This is a genomic window from Nocardioides sp. NPDC127514 (genome assembly GCF_040302125.1).
Classification (GTDB): domain Bacteria; phylum Actinomycetota; class Actinomycetes; order Propionibacteriales; family Nocardioidaceae; genus Nocardioides.
The window spans coordinates 78,923-98,295 of record NZ_JBEORF010000006.1 but is presented as its reverse complement, the minus strand read 5'-3'; the positions used below and the strand labels follow the sequence as shown (position 1 = coordinate 98,295).

The 19,373-nt window shown below is 69.8% G+C and carries 22 protein-coding genes and 1 riboswitch; of the genes, 15 read left to right on the top strand and 7 right to left on the bottom strand.

Features of this window, described 5'->3' with window-relative positions; translation table 11 throughout:
• Positions 1–198: 198 nt before the first annotated feature.
• Both phoH2 and ABTX24_RS06560 read left to right on the top strand, forming a co-directional pair.
• Positions 199–1,590: an RNA 5'-3' helicase PhoH2 gene (gene phoH2, locus ABTX24_RS06565; RefSeq protein WP_350838275.1), complete on the top strand. Its 1,392-nt coding sequence runs from the start codon at positions 199–201 to the stop codon at positions 1,588–1,590.
• 188 nt (positions 1,591–1,778) lie between these two features.
• Entirely contained in the window at positions 1,779–2,489 is a 711-nt protein-coding gene (locus ABTX24_RS06560; RefSeq protein ID WP_160024902.1) for an aggregation-promoting factor C-terminal-like domain-containing protein, read from the top strand.
• 120 nt (positions 2,490–2,609) lie between these two features.
• On the opposite strand, the gene ABTX24_RS06555 is transcribed toward ABTX24_RS06560, so the two are convergent.
• Complete coding sequence (locus tag ABTX24_RS06555) at positions 2,610–3,998, bottom strand: class II fumarate hydratase (protein WP_350838273.1); 1,389 nt, start codon at positions 3,996–3,998, stop codon at positions 2,610–2,612.
• 18 nt (positions 3,999–4,016) lie between these two features.
• Positions 4,017–4,703: a spermidine synthase gene (locus ABTX24_RS06550; RefSeq protein WP_350838271.1), complete on the bottom strand. Its 687-nt coding sequence runs from the start codon at positions 4,701–4,703 to the stop codon at positions 4,017–4,019.
• Positions 4,704–4,739: 36 nt separating this feature from the next.
• On the opposite strand from ABTX24_RS06550, the gene ABTX24_RS06545 reads away from it, so the two are divergent.
• The 5 genes from ABTX24_RS06545 (at position 4,740) to ABTX24_RS06525 (ending at position 8,525) form a co-directional block, all read left to right on the top strand.
• Entirely contained in the window at positions 4,740–5,606 is an 867-nt protein-coding gene (locus tag ABTX24_RS06545; protein WP_350714631.1) for a glucose 1-dehydrogenase, read from the top strand.
• Entirely contained in the window at positions 5,606–6,106 is a 501-nt protein-coding gene (locus ABTX24_RS06540; RefSeq protein WP_350838269.1) for a DUF6328 family protein, read from the top strand. The genes ABTX24_RS06545 and ABTX24_RS06540 overlap by 1 nt, the downstream gene beginning before the upstream one ends.
• A gap of 60 nt (positions 6,107–6,166) precedes the next feature.
• Entirely contained in the window at positions 6,167–6,613 is a 447-nt protein-coding gene (locus tag ABTX24_RS06535) for an NfeD family protein (RefSeq protein ID WP_350838267.1), read from the top strand.
• 15 nt (positions 6,614–6,628) lie between these two features.
• Positions 6,629–7,657, top strand: a complete 1,029-nt coding sequence (locus tag ABTX24_RS06530) for an SPFH domain-containing protein (RefSeq protein WP_160024896.1) — start codon at positions 6,629–6,631, stop codon at positions 7,655–7,657.
• A 61-nt stretch (positions 7,658–7,718) separates the two neighbouring features.
• Positions 7,719–8,525 (top strand): GNAT family N-acetyltransferase, encoded by an 807-nt coding sequence (locus ABTX24_RS06525; RefSeq protein ID WP_350838265.1) that lies wholly within the window; start codon positions 7,719–7,721, stop codon positions 8,523–8,525.
• An 87-nt stretch (positions 8,526–8,612) separates the two neighbouring features.
• Here the strand turns inward: ABTX24_RS06525 and ABTX24_RS06520 are convergent, their stop codons facing one another.
• The 5 genes from ABTX24_RS06520 to ABTX24_RS06500 all read right to left on the bottom strand — a co-directional run bounded on the left by ABTX24_RS06520 (position 8,613) and on the right by ABTX24_RS06500 (position 12,820).
• Positions 8,613–8,915 (bottom strand): TFIIB-type zinc ribbon-containing protein, encoded by a 303-nt coding sequence (locus ABTX24_RS06520; RefSeq protein ID WP_350714639.1) that lies wholly within the window; start codon positions 8,913–8,915, stop codon positions 8,613–8,615.
• A 114-nt stretch (positions 8,916–9,029) separates the two neighbouring features.
• A complete protein-coding gene (locus ABTX24_RS06515) occupies positions 9,030–9,263 on the bottom strand; it encodes a helix-turn-helix transcriptional regulator (RefSeq protein ID WP_292648302.1) in 234 nt (77 codons plus the stop codon).
• Positions 9,264–9,266: 3 nt separating this feature from the next.
• Entirely contained in the window at positions 9,267–10,133 is an 867-nt protein-coding gene (locus ABTX24_RS06510) for an ABC transporter permease (RefSeq protein ID WP_160024892.1), read from the bottom strand.
• On the bottom strand, positions 10,130–11,074 hold the full coding sequence (locus tag ABTX24_RS06505; protein WP_350838263.1) for an ABC transporter ATP-binding protein: 945 nt from the start codon (positions 11,072–11,074) through the stop codon (positions 10,130–10,132). Before ABTX24_RS06505 ends, ABTX24_RS06510 begins: the two co-directional genes overlap by 4 nt.
• A gap of 57 nt (positions 11,075–11,131) precedes the next feature.
• A complete protein-coding gene (locus ABTX24_RS06500; protein WP_350838261.1) occupies positions 11,132–12,820 on the bottom strand; it encodes a fumarate hydratase in 1,689 nt (562 codons plus the stop codon).
• A gap of 100 nt (positions 12,821–12,920) precedes the next feature.
• Here ABTX24_RS06500 and ABTX24_RS06495 point away from each other — a divergent pair, with 100 nt between their 5' ends.
• The 8 genes from ABTX24_RS06495 (at position 12,921) to thiC (ending at position 19,370) form a co-directional block, all read left to right on the top strand.
• Positions 12,921–13,511: a carboxymuconolactone decarboxylase family protein gene (locus tag ABTX24_RS06495; RefSeq protein ID WP_350838259.1), complete on the top strand. Its 591-nt coding sequence runs from the start codon at positions 12,921–12,923 to the stop codon at positions 13,509–13,511.
• A 44-nt stretch (positions 13,512–13,555) separates the two neighbouring features.
• Positions 13,556–13,665, top strand: a riboswitch (TPP riboswitch).
• 26 nt (positions 13,666–13,691) lie between these two features.
• Complete coding sequence (gene thiE, locus ABTX24_RS06490) at positions 13,692–14,270, top strand: thiamine phosphate synthase (protein WP_350838257.1); 579 nt, start codon at positions 13,692–13,694, stop codon at positions 14,268–14,270.
• Positions 14,270–15,349 carry a glycine oxidase ThiO gene (gene thiO / locus ABTX24_RS06485; protein WP_350838255.1) on the top strand — a complete coding sequence of 360 codons (1,080 nt, stop codon included), beginning with the start codon at positions 14,270–14,272 and terminating at the stop codon, positions 15,347–15,349. The genes thiE and thiO overlap by 1 nt, the downstream gene beginning before the upstream one ends.
• Positions 15,346–15,546 (top strand): sulfur carrier protein ThiS, encoded by a 201-nt coding sequence (gene thiS / locus ABTX24_RS06480; protein ID WP_160024886.1) that lies wholly within the window; start codon positions 15,346–15,348, stop codon positions 15,544–15,546. Before thiO ends, thiS begins: the two co-directional genes overlap by 4 nt.
• The gene (locus ABTX24_RS06475; RefSeq protein WP_350838253.1) at positions 15,543–16,322 is read left to right on the top strand and encodes a thiazole synthase; all 780 of its coding nucleotides are present in this window, start codon (positions 15,543–15,545) and stop codon (positions 16,320–16,322) included. The genes thiS and ABTX24_RS06475 overlap by 4 nt, the downstream gene beginning before the upstream one ends.
• Positions 16,319–16,909 carry a thiamine phosphate synthase gene (locus ABTX24_RS06470; protein ID WP_350838251.1) on the top strand — a complete coding sequence of 197 codons (591 nt, stop codon included), beginning with the start codon at positions 16,319–16,321 and terminating at the stop codon, positions 16,907–16,909. Before ABTX24_RS06475 ends, ABTX24_RS06470 begins: the two co-directional genes overlap by 4 nt.
• On the top strand, positions 16,906–17,685 hold the full coding sequence (gene thiD, locus ABTX24_RS06465) for a bifunctional hydroxymethylpyrimidine kinase/phosphomethylpyrimidine kinase (RefSeq protein ID WP_350838249.1): 780 nt from the start codon (positions 16,906–16,908) through the stop codon (positions 17,683–17,685). The genes ABTX24_RS06470 and thiD overlap by 4 nt, the downstream gene beginning before the upstream one ends.
• Positions 17,682–19,370 carry a phosphomethylpyrimidine synthase ThiC gene (thiC, locus tag ABTX24_RS06460; protein WP_350838247.1) on the top strand — a complete coding sequence of 563 codons (1,689 nt, stop codon included), beginning with the start codon at positions 17,682–17,684 and terminating at the stop codon, positions 19,368–19,370. The genes thiD and thiC overlap by 4 nt, the downstream gene beginning before the upstream one ends.
• Positions 19,371–19,373 lie beyond the last annotated feature (3 nt).

Below are 19,373 nucleotides of genomic sequence, written 5' to 3'. Positions count from 1 at the left end.
GCGGGGAACAAATTCCCGTCGCACCTGGAGGCCCGTTACGTGAGTAGTCACGAACCGAACCTGCGTCAGGATCTCATCGATCCCGACGGGTGTGAGGCGGTCGGCACCCCGACTGACGGTCCACCGTCCGGTCCATCTGATTAACGATGAAATGGCCGGACTCATGGGTGTATGAGCCGGTCGCGAGAGGTGATCCGCGTGGCCAACCGAACCACGAACGAGCATGTCACCGAGGCCGATACGTCGGCCGCTCCGACACCGGCGTCGGAGTCTTCCCCGGAGAGCGAGTCGCCTTCTGTGCGCACGTTCGTTCTCGACACCAGCGTCCTGCTCTCGGACCCGAAGGCCATGACGCGCTTCGCCGAGCACCAGGTCGTCCTCCCGGTGGTGGTCATCACCGAGCTGGAGGGGAAGCGACACCACCCGGAGCTGGGCTACTTCGCCCGCTCTGCGCTCCGGCAGCTGGACGGGCTGCGGGTCACCCACGGACGCCTCGACACGGCGGTCCCGGTCGGCGAGGAGGGCGGCACGATCCGTGTCGAGCTCAACCACACCGACCCGTCCTCGCTGCCGAGCGGATTCCGGCTCGGGGACAACGACACCCGGATCCTCGCGGTCGCGCGCAACCTGCAGGGCGACGGGCTCGACGTCACCCTGGTCTCCAAGGACCTGCCGATGCGGATCAAGGCGTCCGCGGTCGGGCTGAAGGCCGAGGACTACCGCGGTGAGCGGATCAACGACTCCGATCCGGGCTACTCCGGGATGGCCGAGCTGGACGTCGCCTCCGCGTCCCTCGACGAGCTCTACGACGACGGCGTCCTCGAGCTCGACGCGGCCCGCGACCTGCCCTGCCACACCGGTCTGGTGCTGATGTCGGACCGTGGCACCGCGCTGGGCCGGGTCGGACCGGACAAGCAGGTGCACCTGGTGCGCGGGGACCGGGAGGTCTTCGGGATCCATGGCCGCTCCGCGGAGCAGCGGATCGCGCTGGAGATGCTGCTCGACCCCGAGGTCGGCATCGTCTCCCTCGGTGGCCGGGCCGGCACCGGGAAGTCCGCGCTCGCGCTGTGCGCCGGGCTGGAGGCGGTCATGGAGCGCAACCAGCACAAGAAGGTGCTGATCTTCCGCCCGCTCTTCGCCGTCGGCGGCCAGGAGCTCGGCTACCTCCCCGGCACCGAGGGCGAGAAGATGTCGCCGTGGGGCCAGGCGGTCTTCGACACGCTCTCTGCGGTCACCACGCAGGACGTGATCGACGAGATCATCGACCGGGGCATGCTGGAGGTGCTGCCGCTGACCCACATCCGCGGCCGGTCGCTGCACGACTCGTTCGTGATCGTCGACGAGGCGCAGTCGCTGGAGCGCAACGTGCTCCTGACGGTGCTCTCCCGCATCGGCGCCAACTCGAAGGTCGTGCTCACCCACGACGTCGCCCAGCGCGACAACCTCCGGGTCGGACGCCACGACGGCGTGGTCGCGGTCATCGAGAAGCTGAAGGGCCACCCGCTCTTCTCCCACGTCACCCTGACCCGCTCCGAGCGCTCGCCGATCGCCGCGCTCGTCACCGAGATGCTGGAGAACGTCGTCCCGTAATCATTGTCACGTCAACGGCCCTGGACCTGTAAGGTCTGGGGCCGTTGTGATTTCTGTGACTCGTGTTACGGAAGTGATGCTCAGGACGGTCATTTCTGACCTACAAACGGTGCGTCCGGTTTGATACGAGGTTGGTGCTCATGCATTGTTTGCGGGTCTGTAATGCCTCAGCCCCCGAATGAGAGCCCGTGACCAAGCCTGTTCATCGTGCCCCGCGACATCGCGGTGCGCCAGCGAATCCGCTTGTCGACGTTCCGCACAAGGCTGCGCGTACGACCGCCAAGACAACCCTCCTCCTCTCCGTCCTCGCCCTCGGCGGGACCGGCGCCGCAGTCGCAGGCGGGGTGGCCTACACCGGCCCCGCCACCGACGACCCGACGCTCAGCGCGGGTGAGTCGGCAGCCGCCGACATCCCCGAGCTCACCGACGCCCAGCGCGCCGCGATCGAGGCCGAGTCCGCCGCCCGCGGCAACGAGACCTCCCTGTCGCGTTCGGCCGGTGACCGCCGCGAGGTCGCCGACCCCGGCAAGCAGGCCGCCCTGTCGGCCGGCAACGACGTACGGGCCATCGCCGGCGTCGAAGAGATCGAGATCGATCTGCGCAACCCCAAGGACATCGCCAAGTCGATGCTCGGCGACTTCGGCTGGGGGATGGACCAGTTCTCCTGCCTCGAGCCGCTCTGGGAGAAGGAGTCGGGCTGGAACCCGACCGCTGCCAACCCCTCCTCCAGCGCCTACGGCATCCCGCAGGCCCTCCCCGGCTCCAAGATGGCCTCCGCCGGCGACGACTGGGAGACCAACCCCGCCACCCAGATCGAGTGGGGCCTCGGCTACATCAACGACCGCTATGGCTCCCCCTGCGGCGCCTGGAGCCACTCCCAGTCCGTCGGCTGGTACTAGGCCGAATCTGTTGGCCCGGCGGCCGAGTCGGCTCGTCCTGACGTGAAATCTCGCCGAGTCGGCGCGTTCTAACGCGCCGACTCGGCGATGTTTTTGGTCAGGATGAGCCGACTCGGCGGGTCAGGGGTGGGTCATCGACTCGACGTCGAGCGCTTCGTCCAGCTGGGCCTCGGTGAGGGTGCCGTCGGCGACGTAGCCGAGCTTGATGACGGTGTCCTTGATCGTGGCGCCTTCGGCGAGGGCCTGCTTGGCGACCTTGGCGGCGGCCTCGTAGCCGATGTACTTGTTGAGCGGGGTGACGATCGAGGGGGAGGACTCGGCGTAGGCGCGGAGGCGCTCAGGGACGGGGACGATCCCGTCGACGGTGCGCTCGGCCAGGACGGTCATCGAGGTGGAGAGCAGGCGGATCGACTCCAGGATGTTGCGGGCCATCACCGGCATCGCGACGTTGAGCTCGAAGGCGCCCGAGGCACCGGCGGCGGTCACCGCGGCGTCGTTGCCGATCACCTGGAAGGCGACCATCAAGGTGGCCTCCGGCACGACCGGGTTGACCTTGCCGGGCATGATCGAGGAGCCCGGCTGGAGGTCGGGCAGGTGGATCTCGGCCAGGCCGGTGGTGGGGCCGGACGACATCCAGCGCAGGTCGTTGTTGATCTTGATCAGGCCGACCGCGAGCGTCTTCAGGACGCCGGAGAGCTCGACGAGCGAGTCGCGGGTGCCCTGGGCCTCGAAGTGGTTGCGGGCCTCGGTGAACGGCTGGCCGGTGCGGTTGGAGAGGTCGGCGATCACGGCCTGCGGGAACCCGGCGGGCGTGTTGATGCCGGTCCCGACCGCGGTGCCGCCCAGCGCCAGCTCGCGCACCCTCGGGAGCACCGACTCGAGCCGCTCGGCCGCGTAGCGGACGGTGGCTGCGTACCCTCCGAACTCCTGGCCGAGGGTGACGGGGGTGGCGTCCATCAGGTGCGTACGTCCCGACTTCACCAGGCCGGAGAACTTCTCGGCCTTCGCCTCGAGCGAGCCGGCCAGGACGTCGATCGCGGGCAGCAGCTGCTCGGTGACGGCGACGGCGGCCGCGACGTGGATCGCGGTCGGGAAGGTGTCGTTGGAGGACTGGGAGGCGTTGACGTGGTCGTTGGGATGTACGTCCCGGCCCGCCCGAGCCGCCAGCGACGCGATCACCTCGTTGGCGTTCATGTTGGAGGAGGTGCCGGAGCCGGTCTGGAAGACGTCGATCGGGAACGCGTCGTCGTGGCGGCCCTCGGAGACCTCGCCCGCGGCGGCGATGATCGCCTCGGCCTTGTCGCCGGGCAGGACGCCGAGGTCGAAGTTGGCCTTGGCGGCGGCCGCCTTCACATGACCGATCGCGTGGATCAGCGCCGGCTCGATGGGCGTGCCCGAGATGGGGAAGTTCTCCACGGCCCGCTGGGTCTGGGCGCGCCACAGCGCGTCCTTCGGGACCCGGACCTCTCCCATGGAGTCGTGCTCGATGCGAAAGCTCATGTCGTCCATGTCTGATTCAACCTTTGACTAGTTGGTGCCATTCCCGCGCGAGACCCCGTCGGCCGAGAGCCGGCCCACATAGAGCCAGTAGGTCTCGGAGTGCCCCTGCAGGTCGACCGGGTAGGAGAGCGCCTCGGCCTCGTCGAAGACCTGCGCCATCACCTCCAGCAGCGCCGGAGCCTTCGCCGCCGACCACACCACCACGGTGCCACCCGCGGCCGTCGCCCGCCGCGCATCCGCCAGCGCGGGCGCCTCGTAGAGCGCTCCGTTGGCGTCGTGAACCAGGTAGCCGGGGCCGTTGTCGACGTCCAGCAGCACGACGTCGTACGCCTCGGGCCGGCTCTCCCGCAGGACCACGGCCACGTCGGCCACCTCGATGTGGACGCGCTCGTCCCTCAGCAGGTCGGGGCCGTGGGGGATCCGGCCGGTCCGCATCCACTCGACCAGGCGCGGCTCGATCTCGACGACCGTGACCGCCTCGACCCGTGGATCGGTCAGTACGGCCTCGAGGGTGAAGCCGAGCCCGAGACCACCGATGAGCACGTGCTTCGGCGCCGGGTGCAGCTCGAGGGCGTGCGTGGCCAGCGCCTTCTCCGTCGAGGTCTCCCGGGTGTCCATCACGAAGATCCCGTTGGCCCGCAGCTCCAGGTGGCCGTCCGCTCGATGCCGTAGCGCCAGCCCACCGTCGACGATCACCGATTCAGTCCCACTCACGGTTCCATTGTGTCCGATGTGGGTACCGGGTCCGTCATGAGCGATGACGACACCCAGTTCCCAGCCCAGCAGCAGGAACCTCCCGGGCTCACCGGGGAGATGGACCCGCTGCCCGACCACGGCGAGTCCAGCTACCAGGGCCACGGCCGCCTCGATGGCAAGGTCGCGCTCATCACCGGTGCCGACTCCGGCATCGGCCGCGCGGTCGCCATCGCGTACGCCCGTGAGGGGGCCGACGTGGCCTTCACCTACCTCCCGGAGGAGGAGCCGGACGCCCAGGAGACCTCGAAGCTGGTCGAGGAGGCCGGACGTACGCCGCTGGCCATCCCGATCGACCTGCGCGAGCGTGAGGCGTGCGACGAGGTCGTCGAACGCACCGTGCAGGAGCTCGGCGGCCTCGACATCCTGGTCAACAACGCCGGTTACCAGTTCGCCCGCGACAAGGGTCTGACGGACATGGACGACGAGCGGATCGACCGGACGTTCAAGACGAACCTGTACGCCCTCCTCTGGCTGACCCGCGCAGCCGTCCCGCACCTGCGGAAGAGCAACGGCTGCGTCATCAACAATGCCTCGATCCAGGCGTACGAACCTTCGACCAGCCTGCTCGACTACGCCGCGACGAAGGCGGCCATCAACAACTTCACCGTCAACCTCGCCGCCGAGCTCGGGCCCGACGGGGTCCGGGTGAACGCAGTGGCCCCGGGGCCGATCTGGACCCCGCTGCAGCCGGCGACGCAGGCGCCGGAGAAGGTGCAGAAGTTCGGGGCGAACACGCCGCTGGGGCGCGCCGGTCAGCCGGCCGAGGTCGCGCCCGCGTTCGTGTTCCTGGCCTCTCCGGCCGAGGCGTCCTACGTCTCCGGCACCGTTCTCGGGGTGACTGGGGGACGGCCGGTGTTCTGATGGCCGCGAGCAGCTTTCACCCCGGTGAGATCGAGGGCGGTGGTCCGGACGAGGACCCGGCCGAGCGGATCACCCGGAACTGGAACGAGCTCCTCCAAGAGCTGCGGGTGCTGCAGACCGGCGTGCAGATCCTGACCGGCTTCCTGCTGACCGTCCCGTTCTCGCCCCGCTTTCCGGACCTGGCCGACCACCAGCAGACGATCTACCTCGTGGTGCTGGTCGGCTCGGTCATCACCACTTCCCTGATCATCGCCCCGGTCTCCTTCCACCGGATCCTGTTCAGGCGCCGCCAGCGGCCGTGGCTGGTCACGGCCTCGCACGCCTGTGCCCGCGCCGGACTGGCAGGATTCGCGGTCACCTCGGCGCTGGTCGTGCTGCTCGTCTTCGACGTCGTCCTCTCCTTCGGAGCCGGGGTCGTCGCCGCGGTGGGTGTCCTGGTCCTGTTCGTCTCGCTGTGGGCCGGCCTGCCGATGCTGAATGGGCGAAACAACTCTCGCTGACCCCATGTGATCACCACCACACCGGGAGTACCCTGGTGAGGAACCGAGTCTGGTGGGCTTATGTGGTCGTTCTTCTGGATCATCGTCGCGGTACTGCTCGGAGTTGCCGAGGCGTTCACGATGACGCTGGCGTTCGCTTTCGTCGCCGGCGGGGCGCTCCTTGCCGCGGGCAGCGCCGCCTTGGGCGCGCCCGTGCTGGTGCAGATGCTGGTCTTCGCGCTCGCGGGCGGCGGCAGCGTGCTGCTGGTGCGGCCGATCGCACGCCGTCACATGGCCCTGCCGCCGCCGGTGCGTGATGGCACCGACGCGCTGGTCGGCCGTCAGGCGGTCGTCCTCGCGGAGGTGAGCTACGCCCACGGGCTGGTCCGGCTCGCGGGCGAGGAATGGACCGCCCGCCCCTACGACGAGGACCTGGTCATCCCGGTCGGATGCCGGGTCGACGTGCTCGAGATCGAAGGCGCGACGGCGCTCGTGCATCCGCGCGACCCGCTGTCGCTGTCCCCTTAGAGGAGGGCGTACGAGATGGAACTTCTGCTGATCGTTCTGGTCATGGTCGCGCTTGTGGTGGGGGCGGTCGCCTCGACGGTGCGGATCGTGCCGCAGGCCCGGCGCTACAACATCGAGCGCTTCGGGCGCTACCGGATCACGCTCCAGCCAGGGCTGAACTTCGTGATCCCGCTCGTGGACCGGGTCAACACCAAGCTGGACGTACGCGAGACCGTCTACTCCTCCAACCCGCGTCCGGTGATCACCGAGGACAACCTGGTGGTCAACATCGACACGGTGCTCTACTACCAGATCACCGACCCGCGGGCGGCGGCCTACGAGGTCGCGAACTACCTGCAGGCGATCGACCAGCTCACCGTCACCACGCTGCGAAACCTCATCGGCTCGATGGACCTGGAGCGCACCCTGACCTCGCGCGAGACGATCAACGCGCGGCTGCGTGAGGTGCTCGACGACGCCACCGGGAAGTGGGGGATCCGGGTCAACCGGGTCGAGATCAAGGCGATCGACCCGCCGGCCTCGATCAAGGAGGCGATGGAGAAGCAGATGCGCGCCGAGCGGGACAAGCGCGCCGCCATCCTGCACGCGGAGGGCAAGCGGGCCTCGCTGATCCTCGAGGCCGAGGGCACCCGGCAGAAGTCCATCCTGGAGGCGGAGGGCAACCAGCAGGCCCGGATCCTCGAGGCCGAGGGTGAGGCCACGGCGTTGGAGCGGGTCTTCCAGGCGGTCCACGCCAACGACGCCGACCCCAAGGTCCTGGCCTACAAGTACCTCGAGATGCTGCCCTCGCTCGCGTCGCACGGCAACTCGTTCTGGGTCATCCCCGGCGAGCTCACCGAGGCGATGCGTACGGTCACCGGCGCCTTCGCCGACAACGCCTCCTCTATGCAGTCGGCGAAGGGGTCGGACAACGGCCACGACGCAGGACGTACGCCGCCGGTTCCCTCGCCTCGCGAGGCGATCGAGCAGGCGGAGCACGAGGCGGCCAAGGCGGTCGAGGCGGCCCACGAGGAGTCGGCCCGCGCGGACCGCATCATCGGGTGACGCCGCAAAGGTCGCAGAAACCCGTTTCCCGAGGGCACCCGGTCGCTGACAAGATGGCCGGGTGCCGCTGTCCACCCCGACGTTGACGACCGAGCGGTTGCGGCTGCGGCCGTTCGCCGCCGCCGATGCCGAGCCGCTGTTCGCCCTCCAGAGCGACGCGTACGTCCTGCGCTACTGGGACTCGCCGCCCTGGACCGAGCGGGCGCGTGCCGAGCAGTTCATCGCCCGAAGCCATGCGATGGCCGAGGAGGGGAGCGGGGCGCGGCTGGTCATCGAGCGCGACTCCACCTTCGCCGGCTGGTGCACCCTGAACTCCTGGAATCCCGACTTCCGCAGCGCCTCGCTGGGCTACTGCCTCGCCCGGGCCGGCTGGGGTCAGGGCATCGCGACCGAGGCCGCGGGCGCGCTCCTGGACTGGGCCTTCGACACCCTGGACCTGAACCGGGTCCAGGCCGAGGCCGACACCCGCAACGCCGCCTCTGCCCGGGTGCTGGAGAAGCTCGGCTTCATGCTGGAGGGGACGCTGCGCGAGGACTGCGTGGTGAACGGCGACGTCTCGGACTCGTGGGTGTTCGGGCTGCTGCGCCGGGAGTGGTTCGCCCGGCAACGGGGTACCGCACGGAACATGAGCCAGCAACCGTTACCAGCAGAGGGCCCCGACGATCCCGAATACACCGAGGAGACGGGGGAGGACCAGGAGGGCGGCCAGGTCTCCGCGGCCGAGAACCTCGAAGGCGAGGGTGGCACTCCGATCGCGCCGTCCGACGCGACTGCCGGCTACCCCGACTCCGAGTCCGGCAGCCCGGACACGCACGGGTCCGGGCCTGGTGAGGCGCCGCCCGAGAACCGGCGCGACAACGACGTCTAGGGACTCTGCGTACGTCCAGCCCCTGCGGCACACCGAATCTCGGTGCACCGCAGGGACCATCAGGTGCGTACGCGGCGCCCAGCAGGATCAGCCGAAGAGGTCACCCAACCAGGACTCGCGGTGGTGGCCGCGGCGGTTGTCGTGGCGGCGGTCGTCGTCGTCATAGTCGCGCCGCTCGTACTCCCGCTTCTCATAGCGTCGCTCGTCGCGCTTCTGCTCCTGGCGGGGCTGCTGGTAGCTGCCGGGCTGCGGGGCGCCGACGGACCGCTCGATGATCTTGTCGATCTCGCCGCGGTCCAGCCACACGCCACGGCACTGCGGGCAGTAGTCGATCTCGATGCCTTGGCGCTCGCTCATCACCAGGGTGGCACCGTCGATGGGGCACTGCATGGGGGTCTCCTCGTCGTCGGGGATCGGCGACCATCAACCTAGCCGGTCGCCCCGCATCGCCAATGCTCAGCGTCGGCGGACGTCCGGTCTTCGGCTGCTCCGGAAGGAATGGGGTCAGTCGCCGAGACGCTTGAACGGCTCGATGGCGAAGACGACGTCGACGGCGACGTCGAAGTAGGCGGCGATCCGCAGAGCAAGATGCAGCGAGGGGCTGTATTCGCCCCGCTCCAAGTAGCCCACGGTCTGGTAGTGGACGCCGAGGGCATCGGCGAGCTCCCGACGGGAGATGCCGCGCTCGGCGCGTAGCATCGCGATCCGGTTGTAGACGGTGTCCGATTCGTTGGCCACGGGTCAGTAGCCCCTGGACATGACCTTGTCGCGCGCCGCCGCGATCGCGGAGCCAGTCTGGCGGCGAGCCATCCGGCGGAGCACGATCGGTGCCAGCACGAGGCCGACCACGGCCCAGACGCCGAGGACGCCGAACATCTCGACCGTACGCCAGGAGTCTCCGATCTCCGCGGCCTCCGCCCCCGCGGGCATCATCGCGGACCGTGTGCCGAGCCCGAGCCAGTAGAAGGGGAAGATCTGCCCGACCCACTGCAGCCAGGTGGGCATCGCGGTGATCGGGTAGAAGATGCCGGAGATCGCGATCAACAGCATCGAGGCCAGCATGATCAGCATCGACTGGGCGCTCGACTTGAAGATCGAGCCGAGCGCCGACCCGATCGGAACGGTCGCGACCATGCCGACGACGAAGATGACCGGGAGCAGCAGCGCCGTGCGGCCGTCGATCCGGAGGTCGCCGATCACCGTCATCGCGGGGATCGCGAGCAGCACCAGGCTGGCCAGCGTGGTCAGCCCGAAGAACCAGATCTTGCCGATCAGGTAGCCGAGCATCCCGTCGGGCGTCGCCTTGGCCCGCAGCAGCGTGCCGTCCTCACGGTCGGTGGCGATCTGCATCGCCGGGCCCGCGAGGCCGCCGAAGGCGATCGACATCCCGATCAGGCTCGGCAGCACCATCGCACCCAGGGCGAGGTCGGTGCCGGGCACGGTGTTGCCGCGCATGAACAAGAGCGTCACCGTGAAGCTGACCGGGAACAGGAGCATCCAGAAGATGTCGCCGACGTCGGTCAGCGAATACTTGGTCTCCAGCCAGCCGCGGTGCAGCCCGGCGCGTACGGCGACGCCGCGCGTGCCTGTGGTCCCGGTGGTGATCATGACAGCGCCTCCAGCTTCTCGTGCTCCTCGGCCAGGCCGCTCTCGACCCGCTGGACGAGCGCGAGGTAGGTGTCCTCGAGGTTGGCCCGTTTCACCTCGAGCTCGGTCACGTCGGGGTCGGTCGCGAGCAGGCGGCGTACGAACTCGGTCGGGTCGCGGTCCTCGACCGCGTGCACGTGCCGCTCGCCTCCGGCGGTCCAGCGGACCTCCGCCTTGGTCGCGAGGTCGAGGGCCAGCTGGTCGGGACTGCCGTCGGCGATGATCGTGCCGCGGTCGAGCACGAGGATCCGGTCGGCGAGCTTCTCCGCCTCGGCCAGGTCGTGAGTGGTCAGCAGCACGGTGGTGTTCTCGAAGTCGGAGAGCCGGTGCACCAGCTCGTGGAACTCTCGTCGCGCGTGCGGGTCGAAGCCGGCCGTCGGCTCGTCGAGGAACACCAGTTCGGGACGGCCGACGATGCCGATCGCGACGTCGACCCGGCGGCGCTGGCCGCCGGAGAGCCGCATCACCCTCTGGTCTGCGTGGGCGGTGAGGCCGACGACGGCGAGCAGCTCGTCGACGTCCCACGGGCGAGGGACCTCAGTGGTGGCGTACGGCGCGTAGAACCGCGCGTGGTAGTCGAGCAGGTCGCGCACCCGCCAGCGGCTGTGGTCCCGCCATGACTGGAGCACCACGCCGACCCGCGCTCGCCACCGCTCGTCGCCCCGTGCCGGGTCGGAACCCAGCACCGAGACGTCGCCCGAGGCCGGCATCCGGAATCCTTCGAGGACCTCGATGGTCGTGGTCTTGCCGGCGCCGTTGGGACCGAGCAGGGCGACGACCTCGCCGCGACGGGCGGAGAAGGTCACGCCCTTGAGCACCTCGTTGCTGCCGTAGCGCACCCGCAGGTCGCGTACGTCGAGCGCGAGGTCGGTGAGCGCTGTTGTGCTCTCGCTATCGGGCATAGCAGGAATACTACGACCGATAGACGAAGTGCGACAGCGAATTGGGTGGGCGCCCGCTCAGCGCTCCTTGGAGCGCACCCGGATCCCGGTCAGCGGCACCGTGGTGGTGCCGGAGGGGTCGGTGAAGAAGTCGTTGCCCTCGCCGTCGACGACGATGAAGGCCGGGAAGTTCTCGACCTCGATCTTCCAGACCGCCTCCATGCCGAGCTCGGGGTACTCGAGCACCTCGACCGACTTGATGCAGTCCTGAGCCAGCCGGGCGGCGGGACCGCCGATGGAGCCGAGGTAGAAGCCGCCGTAGGTCCCGCACGCCTCGGCGACGACCTTGGAGCGGTTGCCCTTGGCCAGCATGACCATCGAGCCGCCGGCAGCCTGGAACTGCTCGACGTAGGAGTCCATCCGGCCGGCGGTGGTCGGCCCGAAGGACCCGCTCGCCATGCCCTCGGGCGTCTTGGCGGGCCCGGCGTAGTAGACCGGGTGGTTCTTCAGGTAGTCCGGCATCTCCTCGCCGGCGTCGAGGCGCTCCTTGATCTTGGCGTGCGCGATGTCGCGGGCCACGACCATCGGGCCGGACAGCGACAGGCGGGTCTTGACCGGGTGCTGCGACAGCGTCGACAGGATCTTGTCCATGGGCTGGTTCAGATCGATCGAAACGACCTCGCCGGCCGAGATCTCCTCGGCCATGCCGGCGTCGGGCATGTACTGCGCCGGGTCGGTCTCGAGCTGCTCGAGGAACACTCCGTCGCGGGTGATCTTGCCCAGCGCCTGGCGGTCGGCGGAGCAGGAGACCGCGATCGCCACCGGGCAGGACGCGCCGTGGCGGGGGAGCCGGACGACGCGTACGTCATGGCAGAAGTACTTGCCGCCGAACTGGGCCCCGATCCCGAAGGACTGGGTGAGCTCGAAGACCTTCTCCTCGAGGTCGGTGTCGCGGAAACCGTGGGCGCTCATCGAGCCCTCGGTCGGGAGGTTGTCGAGGTAGTGCGCGCTCGCGTACTTCGCGGTCTTGAGCGCGAACTCCGCCGAGGTCCCGCCGATGACGACGGCGAGGTGGTACGGCGGGCAGGCGGCGGTGCCGAGCGAGCGGATCTTCTCGTCGAGGAAGGTGAGGATCCGGTCGGGGTTGAGGATCGCCTTGGTCTCCTGGAACAGGAACGACTTGTTGGCGCTGCCGCCGCCCTTCGCCATGAAGAGGAACTTGTACTCCGGGCCGTTCTCGCCCTCGGTGGTCGAGTAGATCTCGACCTGCGCGGGCAGGTTGGAGCCGGTGTTCTTCTCCTCGTACGTGGTCAGCGGTGCCAGCTGGGAGTAGCGCAGGTTGAGCTTGGTGTAGGCGTCGAAGACACCGCGGCTGACGGTCTCGGCGTCGTCGGTGCCGGTCAGCACACCCTCGGACTTCTTGCCCATCACGATCGCGGTGCCGGTGTCCTGGCACATCGGCAGGATCCCGCCGGCGGAGATGTTGACGTTCTTGAGCAGGTCGAGCGCGACGAAGCGGTCGTTCCCGGAGGCCTCGGGGTCGTCGATGATCTTCCGCAGCTGCTTGAGGTGGGCCGGGCGGAGGTACTGGTTGATGTCCTTCATCGCCTCGGCGGTCAGCCGGCGGATCGCCTCGGGGTCGACCTTGAGGAACTTGCGCCCGTCGACCTCGATCTCTTCCACCCCCTCGCTCGTGATCAAGCGGTAAGGAGTGTCGTCCTTGCCGGTCGGGAGGAGGTCGGAGTACCGGAACTCAACGTCAGCCACGGAAGAGAATCGTACGCCGCCGGGGATGTCACAGATCGCGCGCGTCCGCCGTCTAGATGTCGAGCGCCCCGGAGAGCGGGGCCGAGAACCAGGAGGAGAAATGGCTGCCACCCGAATCGCGCCCGCGGAGATCACCGGCATCAAGGGAATGCTGATCAAGCGGTTCGCCAAGAAGATGCTCGGCCAGGTGCCGTCCTCGGTCGGCGTCTACTGGCACAACCAGAACGTGCTGATGGGCATGTCCGGCCTCGGGTCCAAGGTGAAGAAGTGGGACGCCTGCGACGAGCAGCTGAAGTCCTTCGCCCACATGGCCGTCGCCTCGGCCGTGGGGTGCAGCTGGTGCCTGGACTACAACTACTTCGAGGCGCACAACCGCGGTCTCGACATGGACAAGGCCCGGGAGGTGCCGCGCTGGCGTGAGTCCGACGTCTTCACGCCGCTGGAGCGGGACGTGATGGCGTACGCCGAGGCGATGAGCCAGGCGGAGCCGACCGTCACCGACGAGATGGTGTCGGGCCTGGTCGCGCAGCTCGGCGAGGCGGCGGTGATCGAGCTGACCGCGGTCATCGGGTTCGCCAACTTCTCGACCCGCACCAACATCGCCCTGGGTATCGAGTCCGACGGCTTCGCGGAGGCCTGTGAGCTCAAGCCGCTCGCACAGCGCGGAGGTCAGCCGTCCACGATCGGGTGAACCCCTTGCGTCGGGTGCCCACGATTCCGTTACAGTGATCGAGACCCAACCCACACGGGAGTCCGCGGCAGCGGGCTGAGAGGGAGCTGGAGCCGCTCCGACCGTAGTACCTGATCCGGATCATGCCGGCGAAGGAAGTGACCTGACGTGTTGCCTGCTCTACCGCGGCTCCTCTGCCTCGTGTCCACGACCGACGACCTGACGCTCCTGCCTGCGCTCGCCGCAGCAGGAGTCGACGGCTTCCAGGTACGCGACAAGGGCGCGACCACACGGGAGCTGGTGGTTCTCACCGCGTCCGTCATCGAGCTCGTCGCGGCGTACGAGGCGTGCGTCGTCGTCGACGACCGGCTCGACGTCGCGCTCGCCACCGGTGCCGACGGCGTCCATCTCGGCGCGTCCGATCTGCCGTTGGCCGACGCCCGGCGAATCGCCGACGCGGTCGCTCCGGGGCTGATCATCGGCGCGACCTGCCGGGACCGTGCCGCGGTCGAGGCGGCTGCCGCGGCGGGCGCGGACTACGCCGGGTTCGGACCGGTCTTCGCCACCACCTCCAAGGCCGGGCTCCCCGACCCGCTGGGCGTCGACGCGGTCACGGCCGCCGCCGGTGTCCTGCCGCTGATCGCGATCGGCGGGATCTCGACCACTTCCGCCGGGGCCGTCCGCGCCGCCGGAGCCCACGGAGTCGCCGTGATCGGCGGACTCTGGCGACAACCCGACCCACTCCAGGCCGCGAAGGAGCTCGTGGAAGCCGTCGGCTGATGCGGGTACGGATCCTCGGTGCCGGGATCGTCGGGCTGTCCGTGGCCGACGAGCTGATCCGTCGCGGTCACGACGTCGCCGTGGTCGATCCGGAGCCAGGCTCGGGGGCGTCGTACGCCGCGGCCGGCATGCTCAGCCCGGCCGGTGAGGCGTGGTACGGCGAGGAGACGCTGACCCGGCTGTGCCTGTCGTCGCTGGCACTCTGGCCCGGGTTCGCCGCTCGGCTCGGGGTGCCCGTACACACCCGCGGGACGCTGCTCGTCGGCCTCGACGCCGGGGACGTCCAGCAGGTCGAGCGGCAGCTCTCGGTGCTCGATCTCGCCGGGGTCTCCTACGAGAGGCTCCTACGTCGCGAGCTGCTCGCCCGCGAGCCCGGGCTCGGCCGTGTCGCCGGCGGGGCCTTCCTCGCCGAGGACCACTCGGTCGACCCGCGTGCGGTCGTCCGCGCGCTGCTCGAACGGGTCGGGGACCGTGTTGGTTTCGACACGCCTCCGCCTAGCGGCTCCGGCGGCTCAACCGACGAATCCGCTGGTCGAGCCGCGAGCGCCAGCGAGCGTGTCGAGACCAACACGGTCACCGTCATCGCGACCGGCGCGCAGCTTCCCGACCCCTACTCCTCCCTCATCCGCCCGGTGCGCGGGGACGTCGTGCGGGTGCGGACGCAGGAGCCGGTGGCGCGGACGGTGCGGGCCTGGGCGCACGGCGAGCAGATCTACGTGGTGCCGCGGATCGACAGCGACGAGGTGGTCATCGGGGCCACCACCGAGGAGCGCGACGGTCCGCTGCTGCCGACCGTCGAAGGCGTGTGGCGGCTGCTCGACTCCGCCCGCCGGGTGGTGCCGGCGCTGGACCGCGCGAGCGTGGTGGAGGCGACCTCGCGCGACCGCCCGGGCACCGCCGACAACCTCCCGCTGGTCGGCCCGACCCACGAGCCGGGAGTCGTGCTCGCCGCGGGCGCCTACCGCAACGGCGTCCTGCTGGCGCCGCTCATCGCGCAGCTGGTGGCCGACCACATCGAGACAGGGTCAGTGGAGCCCGCGGTCGATCCGCGTCGGTTCCGGATGAAGGAGGACGGATGAAGATCACCGTGAACAGCGAGCCGATGGAGGTCAGCGGCACCGTTGCCGATCTGCTCGAGGCACGTACCGGCGACCGGCGGCCGAGCGGCATCGCCGTCGCCGTGGACGAGGAGATCGTGCCGCGCGACGACTGGGCGCGTTGGCCACTTCAGGACGGACATGTCGTCGAGATCGTGACGGCGGTGCAGGGCGGATGACCAACCCACCGACGAGCAGCCTGAAGGTCGCCGGGCGCGAGCTCTCCTCACGCCTCTTCCTCGGCACCGGTGGCCTGCCCAACCTGGCCCTGCTCCCCGACGTCATCGCCGCCGCCGACCCGGGTCTGGTGACGGTCTCGATGCGGCGTACGTCCTCGACGGCCTCCGGCGGATTGCTGGAGACGCTGCGCGCGGCGAAGGTTCCGATCCTGCCCAACACCGCGGGTTGCCTCTCGGCACGCGAGGCGGTGCTGACCGCCGAGCTCGCCCGCGAGGCGCTTGAGACGGACTGGGTCAAGCTGGAGGTGATCGGCGACGAGACCTCGCTGATGCCCGATGCCGTCGAGCTCGTCGAGGCCGCCGAGCAGCTGGTGCGCAAGGGCTTCACGGTCCTTCCGTACGCCACCGACGACCCGGTTCTCGCCCGCCGGCTCGAGGACGCGGGCTGCGCGGCGGTGATGCCGCTCGGCTCGCCGATCGGGTCGGGGCTCGGGCTGCTGAACCCGTACGCGATCGAGGCAGTCGTCGCCGCGGTGTCCGTGCCCGTCGTGCTCGACGCCGGTGTCGGTACGGCCTCGGACGCGGCCCTGGCCATGGAGCTCGGCTGCTCAGCGGTCCTAGCCGCCACCGCGGTGACCCGCGCCGACGACCCGGTCGGGATGGCTCGCGCGCTGCGCCTGGCGGTCGAGGCCGGGCACACCGCCCGCGCCGCCGGCCGGATCCCGCGGCAGGCGGTCGCCCGGGCGTCGTCTCCGATGGAGGGCCGGATCGCATGACCGCACTGCCGCGCCTGCTCGTCCTCACCGACCGCTCCCAGCTGCCGCTCGGCCGCAGCCTGTTCGCGACGATGGCAGCGTGCGCCGAGGCGGGCCTGACCCACGTCGTGCTCCGGGAGCTCGACGAGCCCCTGGAGCATCGGGCCAAGCTGGCCGAGCTGCTCGCCGGACTCGGCCTGAACGTCATCGCCGCCCACACCCCGCTGCCGGCAGCGGAGGGCCTGCACCTGCCCGCCTCCGCGAGCTGTAGTCGGTGTCACAGCGTGTTACACCGCGGCCGCAGCTGCCACAGCCCCGCCGAGGTCGCCACGGCCGCCGCGGAGGGGTTCGACTACGCGATGCTGAGCCCGTACGCGCTGACCGAGTCCAAGCCCGGCTACGGGCCGCCGCTGGGGCCGGCCGCGTTCTGCGACCTGCCGCTGCCGACGTACGCGCTGGGCGGGATCACCCCGGACAACGCCGCGGCGGCGGTGGCGGCCGGGGCCCACGGAGTGGCCGTGATGGGCGCGGTGATGCGCGCGGAGGAGCCGGCCGAGGTCGTACGCGACCTGTTGGCGGCCCTCGGCACGACGGCGGTGGCGTCGTGAACCCACCGGTCGCGCTCACCATCGCGGGCACCGACTCCGGGGGAGCGGCGGGTACGGCGGCCGATCTGGCCACCTTCGCCGCGCTCGGGGTCCACGGAGCCTGCGTGATCACCGCCGTCACCGCCCAGGACACGACCGGGGTCAGCGACATCCACGCCATCCCGGTCGCCACGGTCGAGGCCCAGCTCCGCGCAGTCTTCGACGACCTCCCCGTCGCGGCGGTCAAGACCGGCATGCTCGGCAGCGCCGAGGCGGTCGCGCTCGTCGCGCGGCTCTGCGCCGGTCGGCCGCTCGTCGTCGACCCCGTCCTGGTCGCCACCTCCGGCGCGGTGCTGGGCGGTGAAGACGTACGCCGCGCCTACCTCGACCACCTGCTCCCCGTCGCCACCGTCGTCACCCCCAACCTCGACGAGGCCCGGGCCCTGGCCGGTCACGACGGATCGCCCGAGGGGATCGCCGCGGAGCTGGCAAATGCGAAGTCGGCGGTGATCGTCACCGGCGGTGACCCGGAAGCCACCGGCACATGCACCGACTGGCTCGCAGAGCCGGGGAGACCCCCGATCCCGCTCACCCATCCCGCCGTCCCGACGAAGAACGACCACGGCACGGGCTGCACCTACAGCTCGGCCCTGGCCGCCCACCTCGCCCACGGCGCCCCGCTGCGCGAAGCGGCGGAGCAGGCCGCCGCGTACGTCACCCGACAGCTCACCAGAAGCCAGCACTGGACCCTCGGCCGTGGCCGAGGACCGATCGCTCACACCAAGGAGATCGCATGACCGTCCACCCCGCCCACACCCGCCTCGAGATCGGCGACCTGAAGGTCCCGGTGACCCGGGTCGCGCTCACCAACGGTGAGACCTTCGACCGCTACTGCACCGAGGGCCCCGGCTCGCAGCCGGAACAGGGTCTCCCGCCGCGCCGCGACGAGTGGATCGTCGAGCGAGGCGACACCGAGACCTACGAGGGCCGCCGGACCGAGCTGGTGGACAACGGCAAAGCAGCCGTACGCCGCGGCGAGGCCCGCCAGGAGTGGCAGGGCGAGCGCCGGCCGCCGCGCCGAGGCAAGAACGTGACCCAGATGCACTACGCGCGCCAGGGCATCATCACCAAGGAGATGGCCTACGTCGCGGTGCGCGAGAGCTGCGACCCCGAGCTGGTCCGCGAGGAGGTGGCGGCCGGCCGGGCGATCATCCCGAACAACGTCAACCACCCCGAGTCCGAGCCGATGATCATCGGGAAGCGCTTCCTGGTGAAGATCAACGCCAACATCGGGAACTCCGCGGTCACCAGCAGCATCGCGGAGGAGGTCGACAAGCTCACCCACGCGATCACCTGGGGCGCGGACACGGTGATGGACCTGAGCACCGGAGACGACATCCACACCACCCGCGAGTGGATCCTGCGCAACTCACCCGTCCCGATCGGCACCGTGCCGATCTACCAGGCCCTGGAGAAGGTGAACGGCGAGGCCGACAAGCTCACGTGGGAGGTGTTCCGGGACACCGTCATCGAGCAGGCCGAGCAGGGCGTCGACTACATGACGATCCACGCCGGAGTGCTCCTGCGCTACGTCCCGCTCACCGCCAACCGCGTCACCGGCATCGTCTCCCGAGGCGGCTCGATCATGGCCGGCTGGTGCCTCGCGCACCACCAGGAGAGCTTCCTCTACACCCACTTCGACGAGCTCTGCGAGATCTTCAAGCAGTACGACGTCGCCTTCTCGCTCGGCGACGGACTCCGCCCGGGCTCCACCGCCGACGCCAACGACGAGGCCCAGCTCAGCGAGCTGCGGACGCTGGCCGAGCTCACCGAGAGGGCCTGGGAGCACGACGTACAGGTCATGGTCGAAGGCCCCGGGCACGTCCCGCTCAACCTCGTGGAGGAGAACGTACGACTCCAGCAGGAGTGGTGCCACGGCGCGCCGTTCTACACGCTGGGGCCGCTCGCCACCGACATCGCGCCCGGCTACGACCACATCACGAGTGCCATCGGTGCGGCCACGATCGCGATGCACGGCACCGCGATGCTCTGCTACGTCACCCCCAAGGAGCACCTCGGCCTGCCGGACCGGGACGACGTGAAGACGGGCGTGATCACCTACAAGCTCGCCGCCCACGCCGCCGACATCGCCAAGGGCCACCCCGGCGCCCGCGACCACGACGACGCGCTCTCCAGGGCTCGCTTCGAGTTCCGCTGGCGTGACCAGTTCGCCCTCTCGCTGGACCCCGTCACCGCGGAGAGCTTCCACGACGAGACGCTGCCGGCGGAGAACGCCAAGACCGCCCACTTCTGCTCCATGTGCGGCCCGAAGTTCTGCTCGATGAAGATCAGCCAGGACGTACGCGACCGCTTCGGCGGCGAGAACGGCGCGTCGCCCGAGGAGATCGAGGCGGGGATGCTGGAGAAGTCGAAGGAGTTCGCGGCCGCAGGGAGCCGGGTCTACCTCCCGCTCGCCGACTGACCC